Below are 18,903 nucleotides of genomic sequence, written 5' to 3' on the forward strand. Positions count from 1 at the left end.
TGTGCCGGGTCCGGCAGGTGGGTTCTACAGGGTTGGTTGGTTGGTCAGTAGCGGAAGGGCCAGAAGCGGAAGTACTCCTTGATCCGCTCCCACAGCCTGTTCAGTCCGCGTGGCTCGATGATGAGGAAGAGGATGATGACCAGGCCGAAGACCGCGTTCTGGATCGCGGGCAGCTGGTTGGACAGCCACGGGGCGGCCGGGCCGACGACGTCGGCGACCGTGCGGATCAGGACCGGCAGCAGGGTCATGAAGATCGCTCCGTAGACGGCACCGGCGATGCTGCCCATGCCCCCGACGATGATCATCGCCAGGTAGAGGATCGAGACGTTGAGGGTGTAGGCCTCCCAGGTGACCGTCTCGTTGTAGTGGGCCGTCAGCGCGCCGGCCAGGCCGATGAAGCCGGAGGAGACCGCGAAGGCCGTCAGCTTGGCCCGGGTCAGGTTGACCCCGATGGCCTCGGCTGCGATGTCCTGGTCGCGGACCGCCATGAACGAGCGGCCCAGCCCGGTGCGGAAGAGATTGCGGGCGCCCATGACCGCCAGCGTGGCCAGGACGAGCAGGATCCAGTACCAGCTCTGCTCGAAGCTGTCGCGGGACAGCTGCCAGCCGAAGATGTTCATCCGGTCCAGAGTGATGTAGCCCTTGCCCTCGGTCAGCCAGCCCCAGCGGCGGATGATGAACTCGATGATCACCTGGCTGGCCAGGGTCGCGATCGCCAGGTAGAGACCCTTGAGCCGCAGACCGGGCAGTCCGAAGAAGGTGCCGATCACGGCCGTGAGGATCACGGCGGCGACGATCGCCAGAGGTGCCGGGAGCCCCATACGCTCGGAGAGGATCGCCGAGGAGTAGGCGCCGACCGCGAGGAAGCCACCCGCACCGAGGCTGATCTGTCCGGTGTAGCCGACCAAGATGTTGAGGCCGACCGCGCCGATGACGGCGATCAGGATCGTGTTGGCGATGGAGAGCCAGTAGTTGTCCAGGATGAAGGGCAGCACGAGCAGGAGCAGGACCATCAGGCCCAGCCGGAGGTACTCGGCCCGGGTGCTGCGCAGCTTGAGCTCTGAGGCGTAGCTGCGGTGGTAGATGCCGGTTGCGGTCGCCATGGGTCAGACCCTCTCGATCCGGGTCTCGCCGAAGATCCCGTAGGGACGGACGAGGAGAATGAGCACGAGCACGATGTAGGGGATGACGGTCGCCAGCCCGGGGTCGAGGTAGCCGGAGACGAACTGCGTCAGCAGCCCGATCGTCAGGCCACCGACGATGGTGCCGGGGACCGAGTCGAGGCCGCCGAGGATGACGACCGGGAAGACCATCAGGCCGAAGGCCGCCAGCTTCTGGTCGACCGCGGTGATGTCGGCCAGCAGGACACCGGCGATGAGTGCCGAGACTGCGGCCAGCACCCAGGCGAGGGCGAAGATGCGCCGCACCGAGATGCCCATCGTCATCGCGGCCTGCTGGTCGTCGGCGACGGCGCGCATCGCGATGCCGTGGCGGCTCTTGCGGAAGAAGATCGTGAAGGCCGTCAGCACGACGGCGGCGATGAGGATCACCAGGAGCCGGTTGAGCGGGACGACCGCGCCGAAGAACTCGATGGAGCGGTTGGGCAGGATCGCCGGCTGGCTCTTGACGCTGGTGCCGTAGAACATCTGCACCAGAGCCTTGAGCAGCATCGAGAGCCCGATCGTGACCATGATGATGCTGATCGGCTCCTCGCCGATCATCGGCCGCAGGATGAAGCGCTCGACGACCACACCGATGACGATGGCGGCCAGGACGCCCACCAGCACGGCGGCGATCATCGGCAGCCCCATCACCACGAACGCGGTGTAGAACATGTAGGCGCCCACGAGGAGGAACTCGCCCTGGGCGAAGTTGATGACCGAGGTCGCCTTGTAGATGAGCACGAAGCCCAGTGCGGCCAGCGCCAGGATGGCACCGTCGGCAAGTCCGTAGACCAGCAGGTTGAGGAAGGTTGACATGGGTTGTTCTCCCGCTTTCCTAGACCGGCGCGTCAGCGCCGGCCGCTCCAGACCGGTCGGCGACCCCGGCCGGCCGGGATCTGGTAGGTCGTCAGGTCGAAGATCTTCAGGGACAGCTCACGCAGGACCGAGGTGCCGTCCTGGTAGGTGATGCGGCTGGACAGGCCGACCTCGTCGTCACCACGGCGCAGGGCCGCGATGAGATCGCCGTAGCGCTCGTCGATGACGTTGCGCCGGACCTTGCGGGTGCGGGTGATCTCGTCGTCGTCCGGGTCCAGCTGCTTGTGCAGCAGCAGGAAGCGCTCGATCCGGATCGCCTCGGGCAGGTCCTCGTTGGCGTGGGTGATCTCCTCGGCGATGAGGTCGTAGACCTCGGGCTTGGCCGCCAGGTCGGTGTAGGTCGTGTAGGAGAGCCGCTCGTGCTCGGCCCAGGACCCGACCGTGCCGGGGTCGAGGGTGATCATCGCGGTCATGCCCTGGTCCGCGGTCTCGGGGCCGAAGACGACGGCCTCCTCGACGTAGGGGCTGAACTTGATCTTGTTCTCGATGAACTGGCTCGAGTAGCGGCTGCCGTCGGGGGCGGTGAGCACGTCCTTGGCGCGGTCGATGACGACCAGGTGGCCATCCTCGTCGAGGTAGCCGGCATCGCCGGTGTGCAGCCAGCCCTCGGCGTCGACGGTCTTGGCCGTCTCCTCCGGCTGCCGGTGGTAGCCCCGGAAGATCGAGGCCGAGCGCAGCAGGATCTCGCCGTCGTCGCTGATCCGCAGGTCGGTACCCGGGATCGGGGTGCCGACGGTGTTGAAGGCGATGTCGTCGTCGCGGTGCACGACCGCGATGCCGCAGATCTCGGTCTGCCCGTAGATCTGCTTGAGGTTGACGCCGATAGCGTGGAAGAAGCGGAAGACGTCCGGGCCGAGCGGGGCACCGCCGGTGTAGGCACGCTGGACCCGGGCCAGGCCGAGCTGGTCCCGCACCGGGCGGGTGCTGACCTGGTCGGCGATCCAGGTGAGGGGTCCGTTGCCGCCGCCCTTGCCCTGGACGCGGGCGCGGGCCGCCTTGTCGCCGACGTCATATCCCCAGCCGAAGATCTTGCGCTTGAGCCAGCCGGCCTCGTCGATGCGGACCTGGACCTCGGAGAGCATCGACTCCCAGATCCGGGGCGGGGAGAACATCACGTCCGGCCCGATCTCACGCATGTCGTGACGCTGGGTGGAGGCGTCCTCGGGGAAGGAGATCGTCAGGCCCCGGCCCAGGCCGATCGCCACCGCCAGCATCTGCTCGCCGATCCAGGCGAAGGGCAGGAAGGAGACGTAGCGGAAGGAGCTGTCGGCCGGGTCGATGGAGGTGAGGTGCTCGGCCATCGCCAGCAGGTTGTGGTGGGACAGCTCACCCAGTTTGGGCTTGGAGGTGGTGCCCGAGGTGGTGCAGATGATCGCGATGTCCTCGGGGGTGGTGGACTCGACCTGCTCGGCGAACCACTGCGGCTGCGACTCGGCGCGCTCGCGGCCCTGCCGCTCGACCTCGGTGAAGTCGACCAGCCACGGGTCGTCGTACTGCTCCAGGCCGTGGGGGTCGTAGTAGATGACGTGCTCGACCATGAGCTGGGAGGTCTCGCGCAGGCGCAGGAGCTTGTCGACCTGCTCCTGGTCCTCGACCACGACGACGCGGGCCTGGGACATCGCCAGGATGTGCTCCAGCTCCTCACCGATGGAGGTCGGATAGATGCCCACGACCGCGGCGCCGATGCTCTGGGCGGCCAGCTCGGCGATCAGCCACTCGGGCCGGTTGTCGCCCAGGACGGCCACGATGTGCCCGCGCTCGACGCCGAAGCCGGCCAGCCCGTGGGCGAAGTCCTCCACGCGGCGGGCGTAGCCGGACCAGGTGATCGGCTGCCAGATGCCGTAGAGCTTCTCCTGCATCGCCACCGCGTCAGGGTCGGAGGCGGCACGCGCCAGCAGCAGGCGCGGGAAGGTGTCCTTGGACAGGTCCAGGGCGGGGGCCTCGATCTTCTTAGCCACGGTGGCCCTCCTCCTCGTGCTGGTGCTCCAGCTCGACCTGCTCCTGCATGTGGGCCACGGCCTCCCGGACCTCCTCGTCCTCGTCCTCCGAGCCCAGGTAGGCCTCGATGACGGCGGGGTTGACCTTGACCTCGTCCGGCGTCCCGTCGGCGATGAGCTTGCCGAAGTCCAGGACGCTGATCCGGTTGGAGATGTCCATGACGACGTTCATGTCGTGCTCGATGAGGACGACGCTGACGCCGGCCAGCTCGTGGACGTCGAGGATGTAGCGGGCCATGTCCTCCTTCTCCTCGGCGTTCATGCCGGCCATCGGCTCGTCGAGGAGGAGCAGGGCGGGCTGGATGCACAGGGCGCGTCCGAGCTCGACCCGCTTCTGGATGCCGTAGGCCAGGGAGCCGACCGGCTTGGAGCGGAACTCCTGCAGCTGGAGCAGGTCGATGACCTCCTCCACCAGCTGGCGGTGGGCGATCTCCTGCTTGCGGGCCGGGCCGAACCACAGCATCGAGGCGGCCACGCTGTGCTTCATGTGGATGTGCCGGCCGAGCATGAGGTTCTCCAGCACGGTCAGGTGGGAGAAGAGCTCGATGTTCTGGAAGCTGCGGGCCACGCCCAGGCGGGCGATCTTGAAGGGCGGCAGCTGGGTCAGGGTCGAGGTGGTGCGCTCCCCCGACGCCGAGGCGGTCTGCAGGCGGATCTCGCCCTCCTGCGGGTGGTAGATCCCGCTGATGCAGTTGAGCATCGAGGACTTGCCGGCGCCGTTGGGGCCGATGATCGCGTGGATGTGCCCCTGGGTCACGGTGAAGCTGATGTCGGTGAGGGCCTTGACTCCGCCGAAGCGCAGCGAGACTCCGTCCACCTCGAGCAGCGGCTCCCCGTCCGGCAGATGGCTGCCGTTGAGCGAGTGCTGGTAGGCGCGAGTGAGCAAGGTCGTCGGTCCTTCCACGGGTGTCGGGAGAGCCGGTTGCCAGCTCACCGTCGGGATGACTGAGACTGACACTAGAGTTTCACTATCTGAAAAGCAAGACCTCTGAGAGAAATCTTCGCGCGGATGTCGCAATCGGTGCTTCAATAGGGGATGATCGGTTCTCATCGCGCGACGAACGGTCCCAGCGGGAGGAGAACGGATGCCGAACGGCGACAACGGCAGGGGCGGACTGGGGACGGTCCGCAATGCCGTGACCCTGCTGGAGCTGCTGGCCGACGGGCCGGCCTACCACCAGCTCACCGACCTGGCGGAGCGATCCTCCATGTCCATCCCGACCGTGCACCGGCTGCTGCGCTCGCTGGTCCTGGCCGACCTGGCCGTGCAGGACCCGGCCACCTCCCGCTACGGCCTCGGCCCCGAGCTGGCCCGGCTCTCCCACCACTACCTGACCCGGCTGCCGCTCGTGGGCGCCGTCTCCCCCTACCTGGCGCAGGTGCGGGACAAGGTGGGCGCCACCGTCCACGTCGAGATCCTGGTCCGGGGCGAGGTCGTGTATGTCGATCGCGTCGACGGGGGGACGCTCGGCCCCTACCGGGAGAGCAACCGCGTGCACGCCGCCCTCGACACGGCCGGCGGTCGGGTGCTCGCCGCCCGCGCCGCCGAGGAGGAGTGGGAGCACGCTCTGCGGCTGACCACGCCCGAGATGCGCGGCATCGCCGAGAAGGCCCGGGCCGAGTGGGTCGCCGCCGAGTGGCTGGCCCACGAGCCCGAGGACATGACGATGCCCTCGGAGGTCGCCGTCCCCGTGCTTGACGCGACGGGCGCAGCCGTGGGCGCCATCTCGGCCGACGTCCCGGACGCCGGCGACACCGAGCACGTGGCCGCGGCGGCCGCATACCTGGGTCGAGCCGCGAAAGCGGCAGGAAGGACACTGGGGCATGGCTGAGCCGATCAACGCGTTGCCGCCCGACCCGCGCTGGGCGCAGGTCGCCGAGCGTCTCCACCTGCTCTCCCCCGCCGACGCGCTGTGGAGCGACCCGGGAGCATCGGGCACGGACCGGGCTCCCGGCTGGCTGCCCGGGGCACGTCTCAACCTGTCCGCCACCTGCCTCGACGCCCACCTGGACGAGCGCTCCGACCACGTCGCCATCCACTGGGAGGGCGAGCCGGGCGACCGTCGGGACCTGACCTACCGCGAGCTGCACAAGCAGGTCGTCACCCTGGCGCGGGCCCTGACCGGCATGGGTGTGGGCCCGGGCGACCGCGTCGGTCTGCACCTCGGCTGGCTCCCGGAGACCGTCGTGGCGATGCTCGCCTGCGCCCGGATCGGCGCGGTCCACAGCGTCATCTCCTCGACCCTGCCCCCCGGCCCCTTGGCCGACCGGCTGGCGCTGCTGGACCTGAAGGTGATCTTCACCCAGGACGGCGCGTGGCGGCACGGCACCGTGCTGCCGCTCAAGGCGCGGCTCGACGACGCGCTGTCGGCGGTCGGCAGCATCGAGCACACCATCGTGGTGCGACGGACCGGGATGGACGTCGCGTGGTACGAGGGCGACCGTTGGTACCACGACGTCGTCGCCGCCAAGCGCTCCAAGGACCGGACCACCGACGAGGTGCTGCTGCTCGACAGCGACCACCCCGTGGCGTCCGTGCCGATCGCCCGCCGCGGCGGACAGCCGGTGTCGGTGCTGCACGGGACCGCCCCGGTGCTGGCCAACGCGATCGCCGTGCACGGCCGGCTCCGGACCGGCGGACCGTTCTGGTGCGCTGGCGACATCGCCTGGGCGGTGACGCAGTTCCACGCCATCTACGGACCGCTCGCCTGGGGCGACGCCTCGGTGATGTACGAAGGCACCCTCGACGTGCCCGACCACCGGCGGGCGTGGGACATCATCCGCCGCTACGGCGTGGAGACGCTGATCACCAGCCCGTCGGTGATGCGCACGATCCGGGGCTGGGCGCGCGACATGCCCCAGACCGACGACGCGCCGACGCTGCGCCGACTCGCGACCGCCGGGGAGCCGGTCGAGCCCGAGCTGGCGTCATGGATCGTCGACTCGTTCGGGACCGACCTGGAGGTCCTGGACGCCTGGGGCCAGCTGGAGCTGGGCGGTGTCGTGCGGGTGACCGGCACGCACGGCACGACCGTCGAGCCCGACCCAGGCACGGTCGAGATGCCCGACTGCGGGCTGGAGATCGTCGACCGGCAGGGGCGGGTCGCCGGTCCCGGGGAGACCGGCGAGGTGGTGCTGCGGCGCCCCTGGGCCGGCCTGATGATCGGCGTCGACGGCTCCGATGAGGTCTCGCAGGACCCGTGGGAGCACTGGAGCCGGCACCCGGGCGTCTACGCCACCGGCGACCTGGCGATGCGGGCCGAGGACGGGACCGTGGTCTTCCTGGGACGGTCCGACGACGTGGTGTCCGTCTCCGGGCAGCTGGTGTCGCTGCGCGAGGTGCGCGACGTGCTCACCGACCACCCCTTCGTCGCCGAGGCGCGCGTGACCGTCCGCAAGGACGTCGAGCTGGGGCGGGCCCTCGTGGCCGCGGTGGTGCTCTCCCCCGAGGCGGCGACAGCGTTGCGCAGCACCGACGGCGAGCGCGGCGCCGACAGCGAGCTGGACGCCATCGCCGTCGAGCTGATGGACGCCGTGCGCGAGGCGCTCGGCGGGCTGGCCCGCCCGCGGGCGATCCTCGTGGTCGACCGCTTCGGCGAGGAGCTGGGCCGCGAGTCGCTGTCCCGCGCGATCGCCGCCCTGGCGACCGAGCACCGGCACAGCGCCCCCAGGTCGATCACCTGGGAGCAGCTGGTCGCCGCCGCCGGCGACGGCTGACCCCGCCCCCATCCCCGACCGGCGACACGGTCTGCTCCCCACCGGCGACACGGTCTGCTCCCCACCGTCGACACGGTCTGCTCCCCACCGTCGACACGGTTTGCTGCCGACCAGGGCGTGCTCAGGGACCGGCCGACGCTGTCCACCAACTCTGTGCCGCTACGGATGGCTCCATGCCCTACCGATGTCGGTAAACCTTGCCCCGGTCGCCGAGCCTGATATCTGCCCATGTTGTGCACCGGGCCGATGTGAGGTTTGCCGACATCTCCTCGAGTCACCGGCATCGGCACCGCTCATAAGGCTCGGCGCCCCCACCGTGACAGCCCGCGCTCGGCAAAGTGTGTCGCCAGTCGGCAGCAGACCGTGTCGCCGGTCGTGGGATGGGGTGGGGTGTGGTGTGTGGGGGCTACTGCTGCGGCTGCGCCTTCTGGTCGGTGACCCACATGCCGGTGAGGCCGCGGAAGTGGGCGAGGAACTTCTCGTGCTCGTGCTCGGGATAGGTGGAGGTGACCGTCTGCACGAGGAGGTCGTCGAAGTCGTCGGAGTCGACCCACTCGAGGACGCGCTCGGGCAGGTGGGGCAGATGCTGGTCGCACCAGTCCCAGTAGCGATCGGCCTCGAACTCCTTGTCGGCCAGCTCGCGGTAGCCCTGCATCTTCTCCAGGTAGGAGCGGTCGGGGTCGTCGGCGATCTCGTAGTAGGCCAGCGGGTTGCGCAGCCCGATCGTGTTGCGGCGGCCGGTCATCAGGCAGTAGGCCGACCAGCGCACCAGCGCCGTCATCGCCCAGGGGAAGTAGTAGTGCAGCGAGGTGACCGCGACGTCGGGGCAGGCGTTGGCGTAGTCGATCGGGTAGACCTCATCGCCCTTGACCAGCATCTCGGCGCTGTTGAACTCCCAGCCGAAGAAGGCGTTGACCACCTTGCTGACCGTCTCGGCCTCCCACCCGGCCTGCGGCGACAGGAAGTCGTGCGTGACGGCATACCGGCTGTGCATCGGCTCGCCCGGCCGGAAGTCCATCACCATCGTCTCCGGGCCGATCGACAGGGCCCGCGCGAAGCTGTCGTACTCGACCGTGGCCTGCAGGTGCATGAGCATGTCGTCGGACTCGTCGTAGGCCCGGTGCAGCGCCTCGACGTCGTCGACCTTGGAGACGCCGCGCCAGCCGCCGCCGTCGAAGGGCTTCATGAACAGCGGATAGCCGATCTCCGCGGCGATCTGCTCCAGGTCGAAGGGGTCGTTGTAACGGGCCGAGGTGTAGGCCCAGCGCACGTTGTCGACGGGGTTCTTGTAGGGGATCAGGACGGTCTTGGGGATCTTCATGCCCAGCCGGAGCATGGCCACGTAGGCGCTGTGCTTCTCCATCGACTGGAAGGTGAAGGGGCTGTTGAGCAGGTAGGTGTCGTTCATCAACGACGCCTTCTTCAGCCACTCGCGGGGGTGGAAGTACCAGTACGCCAGGCGGTCGATGACAAGGCCGTGGCGAACCTCGTCGTTGAGGTCGAAGGGGCTGATCCGGACCCGCTCGGTGCTCAGGGTGTGGGTGGTGCCACCGAGGTTGACCGGGCCGACCTTGCCCATGATGGTCTCGAAGGCGCGGGGCCAGTCCTCCTCGGCACCGAGGAGCAGGCCGACGAGATGCTTGCGATCGTCCGTGGTCATGCCAGCACGTTAGCCGGTCAGCAGAATCGGGGCAGGTGGAGCGCCAGCTGCTTGCGCCACCAGGGCCAGTCGTGGGCGCTGTCATGACCCCACAGGTCGAACTCGTGCGGGATCTGCTTGGCGGCCAGCAGGTCCGCCAGGCGCTGCGAGCCCGGCAGCGACTGGGTCGGGTGGACCTCGAAGGGGCCCTGCCCGGCGACGAGCAGGATGTTGGCGTGCTCGCGCACCCAGGCGAGATGACCGCCCTCCATCCCTGCCACATACGCGTGGGGGTTGTTGAAGTAGGTCGCCTCGCCGGTCTCCCCCCAGCCGTGCCAGGTGGTGGGGTCGTAGCTGCCGGACAGCCCGATCGCGACCTTGACCACGTCGGGGCGCTTCAGGCCCATGTTGACCGCGTGGTAGGCCCCCATGCTGCACCCGGCGGCCACGATCCCGGCGTGACCGGGCGAGTCGGCGTCGATCCGCGGGACGACGGTGTCGAGGATCCAGGACTCGTAGGCGTTGTGCCGGCGGGCGCGCTCCTCGGTCGGGAGGCTGTTGTCGGACCAGGTCAGGTTGTCCATCGCATCGACGCAGTAGACCTTGACCCGACCGCCCTCGATGAGGTCCGCGATGGCATCGATCATGCCGTTGTTCTCGAAGTCCCACGCCCGGCCGGCCTCGGAGGCGAAGACGAGCAGCGGACGACCCCAGTGGCCGTAGCGAATCACCGCACCGCGTCCGGTGCCGAGGGTGTCGAGATCGGTGTGCACCCGTTCCATGGGCACAGCGTCCCACACCCGGCCGGGCCGCAACCTACCGGCCAGGAATCCCCCTGCAGGATGACGGAAAAGGGCCCCGTCTCCACGAGAATTGTCGCGTGCAGACGCAGCGCCACGTCACAGTCGCCGAGGTCGATGCAGATGGGACGGTGGTCCGGGTCTCCGGGACTGCTGCCCTCGTCGCTCCCGACGTTGCTGTCATGCGTGTGGTCAACAGGGAGACCGTGCCTGTCCTGCCACTGGTGGTGCTCGTCCCTGTCGCCGCAGGGGGCGGCAAGGACGAGCACCACACCACCCCCGTCTCCGAGGTGGCTCCCGCCGTCGACGGGCGCCCGTATGTCGCTCTCCGACTCGCGGAGCAGTGCGACCCGGGCCTGGTCGACCGTCAGGAGTCCGCAGCCCTCGAGCGGATGCTGACCGTCGAGCCGGGCGTCGGGACGACGGCCAGGGATGAAAGCATGGACCTCGATCCGGCCGCCTCGCTCAGCGCGCGCAGGGAGAACTGGCTGTGCCGCATCTTCCGGATCTGCTGAGCGGCGCCGACGTCCGACTGGTCAGAGCTGAAGGGAGGCTCATGGGCACCACCCCAGGACCCTCCCCCACCGTGTCGGACTCCGTGCTGGAACCACTCCCCCCGGATTGGCTACGTGCCCGGCCCCGGCGCTGGTGGATCGGGCAGCTGCTCATCGTCCTGGCAGCTCTGCTCATCGACTGGGTCCTGACCTCTGTCCTCATCGAGCGCGGCACCTACTTCCTCGGGAACGGCTACCTGAGCTGGCTGGCGATCCTCGCCCTGTGCTACGGCCCGTTGCTCGTGCGCAGGAGATGGCCGCTGCTCGCCTTCGCCACCGCCCTCGCCCCGACGCTGGTCATCACGGCGACGGGCCACGGGCAGCCTTTCGTCGGGATGCTCCTGGGGCTGCATGCCGTCGCCTCGGTCCGCCCTCCGGTCGTTTCGCAGTGGGCCCTCTTCGCCGCGATCGTGCCAGGACTGGCCCAGTCCTACTGGACCTACACCTTCATCGACGACCACCCCGACCTCGTCGACTTCGTCATCCCGGCCATCTTCTTCACCAGTCTCACGATCATCGTCTGGGCGGTCGGCCGCCACGAGTACGGCAACCGCCTCGCCGCCCAACGGCTCCGGCAGCAGGTCGCGGTCAGCGATGCGGCCGCCACCGACCGCGAACGTCGGCGGATCGCCCGCGAGCTGCACGACATCCTGTCCCATTCCGTCAGCGCCATGATGATGCAGGCTGCCGGGGCGCGGGCTGTGGCCAGGTCGATCGGCGAGGAGGGCACGGACCTGGACCGGCTGGGCACGGTCGAGGATGCCCTGACCACCATCGAGGAGACGGGCTCGCAGAGCTTGCGGGAGCTGCACCGGCTCCTCGGGGCCCTGCGCGGCGCCGAGGAGGGCAGCGCCGGGCCGGGCCTCCAGTCCCACGACCGCGGATCCGACGACCACCACCATCTCAACCTCCACGACCTGGTGGAGCGATCCTCCAGGTGCGGGCTCACGGTCGAGCTGCACCACATCGGCGCGCACCAGGGGCTGGACCCCTCGGTCGACTCGGCCGCCTACCGGGTGGTCCAGGAGTCACTGACCAACGCCCTCAAGCACGGTGGCCGGGGCACCGTGGTCGACGTCTACGAGACCTGGAGCGCCGACGGCCTCCATCTTCAGGTCCGCAGCCGCTCCGGGCCCGGCGAGGGGACGCCGCAGCGCCCCACGGCCCCGTCGTCCGGCACCGGGCTGGTAGGGTTGCGCGAGCGAGTCGAGCTCGCCGGAGGCAGCTTCGAGGCGGGTTGGGTCCACGGCGAGTTCGTCACCACCGCCACCCTGCCCCTGACCTCCACGTCAGACCTACGCAACCGCCAGGGGGAGCCATGATCCGCGTCGTGATCGCCGACGACCAGGCCGCCGTCCGGGACGGCATGGCCATGATGCTCGGCTCCCAGCCCGACATCGAGGTGGTGGGCCTGGCCAAGGACGGCGTGCAGGCCGTCGCGATGTGCACCCGGGAACGGCCCGACGTCGTGGTCATGGACATCCGGATGCCCGGCGTCGACGGGATCGAGGCCACCAGACGGATCGCCCGGGAGTGCGAGGGCCGCGACCAGGTCACGGCCGTCCTGGTCCTGACCACTTTCGACCACGACGACGCCCTCTACGGCGCCCTGCGGGCCGGCGCCTCCGGCTACATGCTCAAGCACGCCGCCCCCTCCGGGCTGGCCGACGCCGTCCGCAAGGTGGCCGACGGCGGCTCGTGGATCGACCCCAGCGTGGCCGGGAAGGTCATCGAGACCCTCCGCGAGACGGCACCGAAGGACGCCACGGGGCGCCCCAGCCTGGAGATGCTCTCCCGACGCGAGCTGGAGGTCCTGCGCCTCCTGGGCGACGCCCCGACCAACGCCGAGCTGGCCGAGATGCTCTTCGTCTCCGAGTCGACGGTCAAGACCCACATCTCCCGGCTGCTGATGAAGACCGGGTCCCACGACCGCTCCCAGCTGGTCGCAGTGGCCTACCGCTCCGGCCTGGTCCAGCCCTGAGGGGCGTACCAACTTTCTTCCCTCCGGCCGGTGATCATCCGGCGGCGTCGGCACCTGGCAGGACGATCGCGCGGGCATCTGACCTCAGCCACGTAAACCCTCTCTGACCTGCGAAAACGTGGCTTGATCGGCCGCTCGGAGTGGTCCCATACTCCTTGCTGTGACCACCACCGTCGGCCTCTTCGGCACCGGACGCCTCGGCACGGCGATCCGGCAGATCGCCGAGCCCGGGCACGTCGTGGCATGGGCACGTGGCCGCGGGGACGAGCCGGGACCGGGGTCCCTCGAGCCGGCATCGGGGTCCGTCGACCCGGCACCGGAGCCCGCCGAGCCCCCGCTGGCTCCCGTCGACGTCGCGATCGACGTCAGCCACCCGGACGCCGTCGCGGACCACCTGGCGTGGGCAGGGCGGACCGGCACCCCCCTGGTCATCGGCACCACGGGCTGGGACCCCGCCCTCCTCCGGCCCGACCAGGTCGAGATCCCGGTGCTGGTCGCTCCCAACTTCTCCCTCGGTGTCGCACTCGTGCGGCGGGTCGCCCAGGTCCTCGGGGGGTATGCGGCCTCCCTCACCTCCTCCGGCGCCACGGCCGACCTCGCGGTCACCGAGGTCCACCACCGGGGCAAGGTCGACTCGCCCAGCGGCACCGCGTTGAGCCTCAGTCAGGCCCTGGCGGTGGGAGCGGGACGGGACGAGAACGACATACCGACCACGAGCCTGCGGCTCGGCGCCGTCGTCGGCGAGCACGAGCTCATCCTGACCTCCGAGCAGGAGACCATCCGCGTGCAGCACGTCGCCCACGACCGCCACCTGTTCGCCGCCGGCGCCCTCGCCGCTGCGGACTGGCTGACCACCAGGGCGGCGGGCGTCCATACCCTCGACGACCTCGCAGCAGACCTGTTCCCACCGATCCATCCACTCCGGACCACCCACCAGGAAGGCCAGCCATGAGCAGCAGCCTCACCGCCACCCCGTTCACCGAACTGGGCGTCGCGCTCGCGACCCCCTTCACCGCCGGCACCGACGCCGTCGGCGGGGCGCGAAAGCCGGCGGTCGACCATGCGGCGTACGGGCGGCTCATCGAGCACGTGCTCGCCGGTGGCGAGGGCGTGGACTGGCTGCTCGTGCTCGGCTCGACCGGCGAGGCGGCCACCGTCTCCGACGTGGAGCGGCTGGCGCTCATCCGCCAGGCGGTCTCGCTGGCCGGCGGCGTCCCCGTGGTGGTCGGCGTCGGCGCCAACGACACCGACCGTGCCGTCGAGCTGGCCGTCGAGGCGCGCGCTGCCGGGGCGGACGCCCTGCTCGTGGTGACGCCCTTCTACAACAAGCCGCAGGTCAGCGGCCTGGTCGCCCACTTCCGGGCGGTGGCCGACGCCGTGCCCGGCCTGCCGATCATCGCCTACAACGTCCCCGGCCGGACCGGCTGCAACATCACCCCCGCGGCGATGACCAGGATCTGGGGCATCGACCAGGTGGTCGCGCTCAAGGAGAGCTCGGGCGACATCCGCCAGATGGCCGAGCTGTGCCGGCAGGCCCCGGCAGGGCGCGCCGTGCTGTGCGGGGACGACGACCTCACCGTGGCCTCCGTCGCGCTCGGCGCGCAGGGCCTGGTCTCGGTCTGCGCCAACGTGGCCCCGGTCGAGACCCGGCGGATGGTGCACGCCGCGATGGCCGGCGACATCGCGACCGCGCGCGCCACCGCCGACCTGCTCGCCCCGCTGATGACGGCGATGTTCGTCGAGACCAATCCGGTCCCGGTCAAGGCCGCCCTGGCCTGCCTGGGGATCACCTCGGGGATGGTGCGGCTGCCGCTCTCGCCCGCCGAGCCGCAGACGTGGACCGCCGTGCAGCGCGCGCTCGCCGGCCTCCTGGCCAGCCGTCGCACCAGCACCCTCATGCCGGTCATCCCCTCGAGCCCCGCGGCGCTGGCGTCGTGACGGCCCGGACGGAGCAGAGCACGCTCGAGGCCTTCTTCACCGAGGGCGGCGCCGCGGAGCGCGCCGGCGAGCGCGAGACCCTCGAAAGGGTCGAGGAGCTGCTGGAGGCGCTCGAGGAGGGCACCGTCCGCGCGGCCAGCCGCGACGACGAGGGGCGGTGGCAGGCCCACGCCTGGGTCAAGCGCGGCATCCTCGCGGCCTTCCGGCACAGCGAGACCGTCGAGATCGACTGGCCGGGCGGCGCCGTCGACCGGTCCCTGGTCCCGGCGCGACGTCTCGGCCTCGGTGACGGGGTGCGGGTCGTCCCGGGCGGCACCTCGGTGCGCCGTGGCGCGCACCTGGCGCCGGGCGTCGTGGTCATGCCCCCGAGCTATGTCAACGTCGGCGCCCACGTGGGCGCGGGCTCGATGGTCGACAGCCACGTGCTGGTCGGATCCTGCGCCCAGGTGGGCGGCGGGGTCCACCTCTCGACCGCCGTGCAGCTCGGCGGGGTGCTCGAGCCGGTCGGCGCCCGACCGGTCGTGGTCGAGGACGACGTCTTCGTCGGCGCGCAGTGCGGTCTCTACGAGGGCGTCGTCGTGCGGTCCAGGGCCGTCCTGGCGCCCGGCGTCATGCTCACGGCGGGGACGACGGTCTACGACCTCGTCAACCAGACCGAGCTGCGCGGGGAGGTCCCCGAGGGCGCGGTCGTCGTGCCGGGGTCCCGCCCTGCGCGGGGCGACTACGCCGCGGTGCTCGGCCTCTCGCTCTACGCGCCGATGATCGTCAAGTACCGCGACGCCTCCACCGACGCCGCCACCGTCCTGGAGGGTGCGCTGCGGTGAGCCCGTCGTCACGGGTGGCGGACGTCGGGCTGTCCCCCATCCGCCGGATGGCCGTGGGCGCTCCCCCGGGCACCATCAGCCTGGGCCTGGGCGAGCCCGGCTGGGCGCTGCCGCAGGTCGCCCGCGAGGCCTTGGTCGAGGCCGGTCACGAGCACGGGCCGTTGGCCTACGGGCCCAACACCTCCTCCCCCGACCTCGTCGACGCGGTGAGCGACCACCACGCGGCGAGCCACCGCATACCCTCCGTCGACCCGACCCAGGTGATGGTGACGTCCGGCAGCCAGTCCGCGCTCTGCGCCCTCTTCCTGACCCACGTCGAGGCGGGCAGCGCGGTGCTCGTGCCGGACCCGGGCTTCGTCTCCTACGCCTCGCTGGCCCGGATGTGCCAGGCACGGAGCGTCGGCTACCCGCTCGGGCGCGGCGGCGTCCTGGACGCGGACCTGCTGGTCGCGACCCTCGAGTCCGCGCCCGACGCGTCCGTCGTCGTCCTCAACCATCCCGCCAACCCGACCGGGGCCACCGCGTCCGCGGCGGACCTGCTCCGCGTCGCCGAGGCATGCGCCTCGCGCGGGGTGCTGCTCATCAGCGACGAGGTGTATGCGGAGCTGTGGCTGGGTGCACCGCCCGCCTCCCTGCACGACGTCGTGGGCGTCGAGGGGGGCATCGTGCTCGGCTCGGTGAGCAAGTCCTTCGGCGCGCCCGGGCTGCGGGTGGGCTGGGCGGTCGGCGATCCCGAGGTGCTCGCGCCGACCCGGATCGTGCACAACGCGATGACGACGGCACCGGCCCGGCCCTCGCAGGCTGCGGCCGTGGCCCTGCTGCGGTCCGCCGACGTCGTGCTCCCGGCCGCGCGCGAGGAGGTGCGCGTCCGGTGGCAGACGCTGGCGCTGCACGCCCCGCAGCTGCTCGACCTGGCCGACCGGGCGGCAGGTCGGAGCCCCGGCGACCCGCGGGCGGGCTTCTACCTGTGGCTGCCGGTGCCCGAGGAGGGGGCGGCGGGGCGCGCGGCAGAGGTGACCGTGGCGGAGGACGCCGGGGCGGACACCGAGAGCTTCGCGCTGCGGGTGCGGGACGAGTCGCACGTCACGACCGTCCCCGGCAGAGCGTTCGGGCCGCGGGGAGCCGGCTTCCTGCGGGTGAGCATCGGCGGCCCCGTCGACGAGCTCGAGCAAGGACTGGCGCGGCTGGCGCCCCGGTGGAAGGCATGATCTTGACCGCTGCGACGACCGACCTGTTCACCTTCGGCGAGGAGGCGCTGCTCGACCTGACCGCCACCCGCACCTCGCCCTTCTTCGCCTACGACCTGGGCGTCGCGCGGGAGCGCTATCGACAGCTGCGCGCGGCCCTGCCCGAGCGGGTCCGTCTGGCCTACGCGGTCAAGTCCAACCCTGGCCTGCCGCTGCTGGAGACCTTCTCCGCCGAAGGAGCCTGGTTCGACTGCGCGTCCGCGGGCGAGGTCTCGACGGTGCTGGCCGCCGGCGGCACCGGGTCGGGCATGGTCGTCGCCGGGCCGGCGAAGTCCGAGCGCGACCTGCAGGCGGCTCTCTTCGCCGGCGCCCGGATCCAGGTGGACGGGATCGAGGACGTGGCCCGGCTGCATACCCTCCACACCGGCGAGCGCCCCCTGCGCGTGAACGTCCGCGTCAATCCGGCCTCGGGTGTGTCGGAGGGCGCGGCCATCATCAGTGGTGGTGGGCCGAGCGCGTTCGGGGTGGACGAGGAGGTGGTCGAGGAGTTCGTGCGCGAGGCGACGCGGTTCGACCCCGTGCAGATCTGCGGGCTGCAGGTCTTCTCCGCGAGCAACGAGCTCGACGCGGGGCGACTGCTGGCCAACCACCGCACGACGCTGCGGATCGGGCAGCGCCTCCAGGAGCTGCTGGGCCGGGAGCTGGACCTCATCGACCTGGGCGGTGGGCTGGGGGTCCGGTATGCCGTGGAGCAGCCGACCCTGGACGTCCGCGCCCTGGGTGCGGGGCTGGGTCGGGTGCTGGAGGAGAACCCGTGGTTCACCGGCGAGCTGCTGCTGGAGCCGGGGCGGTGGCTGTCCGCGCCGACGGGGGTCTACTGCGCCCGGGTGGTGCGGACCAAGGTCTCGCGGGGTGAGCGCTTCGTCATGCTCGAGGGCGGCATCAACCACCTGCTGCGGCCGTTGATGACCGGGCAGTCCTTCCCGACCCTGGCGCTGCGCCCGGGAGTGGGCGTGCTCGACGGTGGGACCGCGACGACGACGCTGGCCGGGCCGCTGTGCACCTCGCTGGACCGTCTCGGGCACGGCGACCTGCCGGTGGACCTGCAGCCCGGCGACGTGGTGGTCTTCGGCCGGGCCGGGGCCTACGCCTTCACGCAGGCGATGACCCACTTCCTGTCCCACCCGGCGCCCGAGCAGGTCTGGATGGGCTGAGGGAGGCCGCCACCGGGCGAATCATCCTGGAGGCGGAGGCCGGCCGCATGCCCCCCGCCCTAGGCTCGCCACACACCGCGCGTCATCCGTGAGACGTGCGAGATGTGCAGGGAGCAACGATGGGTTCGAGCCTGGCTGGCCGTGTCCGGCGAGCGCGCGCGCACGCCCTCACCCCCTTCCGGGGTGCGGTGGGGAGCGGACGCGCGATCTCCCACGTCCCGGTCGAGCTCCGGGGCGGGGACTGACATGGGTCGCCTCCTGACCCTCGCCCTCACCGGCACGGTCGCCGCGGCCACCGCCACCTGGCTGGGCATCTCCCTGGCCGGCCAAACACCCCAGGAGCCTGCGGCCTCCTCGGCCTCCGCCGTGGACGCGGCTTCGACCCAAACCCCCAGCCCCGCCCAGACCCAGATCGAAGCTCGCATCCCGCAGGACCGGAGCACCGAGCTGCCCGATGTCGAGCAGCAGGGCCCCGGTCCGCAGGACCTGGCCCCGGACCACGCCCCTGCGGGCACACCGGTCTCCCGTCCGGCTCCTGCCCCGGTCCACCTCCCCCAGGAGGCCGCGGAGGAGGCCGAGTCGGTGGTCGGTGACTTCCTGGCCGCGCAGGACGAGTTCCTCGGGCTGCCCGAGCCCGGGCTGCTGGAGACCGACGCCCTCGGGGTGGTCACCGGGGTCGCCGAGGGCGAGCTGGCGGCGCGCGCCGCGGAGTTCGCCAACGAGGGACTCCGGCAGACCGGCCAGGTCCAGGTCCTCGGCGTCACGATCCTGGACCGGGACGACGAGGCCGACCCCGCCACCATGACCGTCGAGGCCTGCCTGGACCTCGACGACGTCGAGGTCGTCGACGCCCGGGGCGTGTCCCTGGGCGACCGTCTCTACCGCCCCGGGCGCCCCGTCCGCGACGTCTACACCCTCGTCCGGTCGGAGGGGAGCTGGAAGGTCACCTTCCACGAGATCCCCGCGGATGACGCGTGCACCCCCACCACCTGACCGGCACCGCACCGGCCGCA

Annotated in this window: 17 protein-coding genes; 11 read left to right on the top strand and 6 right to left on the bottom strand. The window is 71.0% G+C overall.

All coding sequences use genetic code 11. The features are described from left to right. Positions 1-44 precede the first annotated feature (44 nt). The 4 genes from ACTMMA_RS11485 to ACTMMA_RS11500 are packed head-to-tail and all read right to left on the bottom strand — an operon-like array spanning position 45 to position 4,922. On the bottom strand, positions 45-1,103 hold the full coding sequence (locus ACTMMA_RS11485) for a branched-chain amino acid ABC transporter permease (RefSeq protein WP_441190269.1): 1,059 nt from the start codon (positions 1,101-1,103) through the stop codon (positions 45-47). A 3-nt stretch (positions 1,104-1,106) separates the two neighbouring features. After that, the gene (locus tag ACTMMA_RS11490) at positions 1,107-1,979 is read right to left on the bottom strand and encodes a branched-chain amino acid ABC transporter permease (protein WP_441190270.1); all 873 of its coding nucleotides are present in this window, start codon (positions 1,977-1,979) and stop codon (positions 1,107-1,109) included. A 32-nt stretch (positions 1,980-2,011) separates the two neighbouring features. Next, positions 2,012-3,997 carry an AMP-binding protein gene (locus ACTMMA_RS11495; RefSeq protein WP_441190271.1) on the bottom strand — a complete coding sequence of 662 codons (1,986 nt, stop codon included), beginning with the start codon at positions 3,995-3,997 and terminating at the stop codon, positions 2,012-2,014. Further along, positions 3,990-4,922 carry an ABC transporter ATP-binding protein gene (locus ACTMMA_RS11500; RefSeq protein ID WP_441190272.1) on the bottom strand — a complete coding sequence of 311 codons (933 nt, stop codon included), beginning with the start codon at positions 4,920-4,922 and terminating at the stop codon, positions 3,990-3,992. Before ACTMMA_RS11500 ends, ACTMMA_RS11495 begins: the two co-directional genes overlap by 8 nt. Positions 4,923-5,121: 199 nt before the next feature. Between ACTMMA_RS11500 and ACTMMA_RS11505 the strand changes: the two genes are divergently transcribed. Together ACTMMA_RS11505 and ACTMMA_RS11510 are read left to right on the top strand one after the other, a co-directional pair. Beyond that, positions 5,122-5,868 carry an IclR family transcriptional regulator gene (locus ACTMMA_RS11505; RefSeq protein ID WP_441190273.1) on the top strand — a complete coding sequence of 249 codons (747 nt, stop codon included), beginning with the start codon at positions 5,122-5,124 and terminating at the stop codon, positions 5,866-5,868. Next, the gene (locus ACTMMA_RS11510; protein WP_441190274.1) at positions 5,861-7,753 is read left to right on the top strand and encodes an acetate--CoA ligase; all 1,893 of its coding nucleotides are present in this window, start codon (positions 5,861-5,863) and stop codon (positions 7,751-7,753) included. The genes ACTMMA_RS11505 and ACTMMA_RS11510 overlap by 8 nt, the downstream gene beginning before the upstream one ends. Positions 7,754-8,159: 406 nt before the next feature. Here ACTMMA_RS11510 and ACTMMA_RS11515 read toward each other — a convergent pair whose 3' ends face one another. Beyond that, positions 8,160-9,413, bottom strand: coding sequence for an ATP-grasp domain-containing protein (locus ACTMMA_RS11515; RefSeq protein WP_441190275.1), 1,254 nt, complete (start codon positions 9,411-9,413; stop codon positions 8,160-8,162). 17 nt (positions 9,414-9,430) lie between these two features. Then, positions 9,431-10,174 (bottom strand): esterase family protein, encoded by a 744-nt coding sequence (locus tag ACTMMA_RS11520; RefSeq protein ID WP_441190276.1) that lies wholly within the window; start codon positions 10,172-10,174, stop codon positions 9,431-9,433. A 98-nt stretch (positions 10,175-10,272) separates the two neighbouring features. Between ACTMMA_RS11520 and ACTMMA_RS11525 the strand changes: the two genes are divergently transcribed. The 9 genes from ACTMMA_RS11525 to ACTMMA_RS11565 all read left to right on the top strand — a co-directional run bounded on the left by ACTMMA_RS11525 (position 10,273) and on the right by ACTMMA_RS11565 (position 18,883). Next, positions 10,273-10,707, top strand: coding sequence for a hypothetical protein (locus ACTMMA_RS11525; protein ID WP_441190277.1), 435 nt, complete (start codon positions 10,273-10,275; stop codon positions 10,705-10,707). A 41-nt stretch (positions 10,708-10,748) separates the two neighbouring features. Then, positions 10,749-12,068, top strand: a complete 1,320-nt coding sequence (locus tag ACTMMA_RS11530; RefSeq protein WP_441190278.1) for a sensor histidine kinase — start codon at positions 10,749-10,751, stop codon at positions 12,066-12,068. Then, on the top strand, positions 12,065-12,727 hold the full coding sequence (locus ACTMMA_RS11535; protein ID WP_441190279.1) for a response regulator transcription factor: 663 nt from the start codon (positions 12,065-12,067) through the stop codon (positions 12,725-12,727). The genes ACTMMA_RS11530 and ACTMMA_RS11535 overlap by 4 nt, the downstream gene beginning before the upstream one ends. A 160-nt stretch (positions 12,728-12,887) precedes the next feature. Then, entirely contained in the window at positions 12,888-13,679 is a 792-nt protein-coding gene (locus ACTMMA_RS11540) for a 4-hydroxy-tetrahydrodipicolinate reductase (protein WP_441190280.1), read from the top strand. Further along, positions 13,676-14,665, top strand: a complete 990-nt coding sequence (gene dapA, locus ACTMMA_RS11545) for a 4-hydroxy-tetrahydrodipicolinate synthase (RefSeq protein ID WP_441190281.1) — start codon at positions 13,676-13,678, stop codon at positions 14,663-14,665. The genes ACTMMA_RS11540 and dapA overlap by 4 nt, the downstream gene beginning before the upstream one ends. Beyond that, the gene (locus ACTMMA_RS11550; protein ID WP_441190282.1) at positions 14,662-15,489 is read left to right on the top strand and encodes a 2,3,4,5-tetrahydropyridine-2,6-dicarboxylate N-succinyltransferase; all 828 of its coding nucleotides are present in this window, start codon (positions 14,662-14,664) and stop codon (positions 15,487-15,489) included. Before dapA ends, ACTMMA_RS11550 begins: the two co-directional genes overlap by 4 nt. Further along, positions 15,486-16,697, top strand: coding sequence for a pyridoxal phosphate-dependent aminotransferase (locus ACTMMA_RS11555; protein ID WP_441190283.1), 1,212 nt, complete (start codon positions 15,486-15,488; stop codon positions 16,695-16,697). Before ACTMMA_RS11550 ends, ACTMMA_RS11555 begins: the two co-directional genes overlap by 4 nt. 2 nt (positions 16,698-16,699) lie before the next feature. Beyond that, a complete protein-coding gene (locus tag ACTMMA_RS11560; RefSeq protein WP_441190284.1) occupies positions 16,700-17,890 on the top strand; it encodes a type III PLP-dependent enzyme domain-containing protein in 1,191 nt (396 codons plus the stop codon). 246 nt (positions 17,891-18,136) lie between these two features. Beyond that, positions 18,137-18,883 (top strand): hypothetical protein, encoded by a 747-nt coding sequence (locus tag ACTMMA_RS11565; protein WP_441190285.1) that lies wholly within the window; start codon positions 18,137-18,139, stop codon positions 18,881-18,883. Positions 18,884-18,903: the final 20 nt, after the last annotated feature.

It is taken from the genome of Ornithinimicrobium panacihumi (assembly GCF_052073805.1).
Lineage (GTDB): Bacteria > Actinomycetota > Actinomycetes > Actinomycetales > Dermatophilaceae > Ornithinicoccus > Ornithinicoccus panacihumi.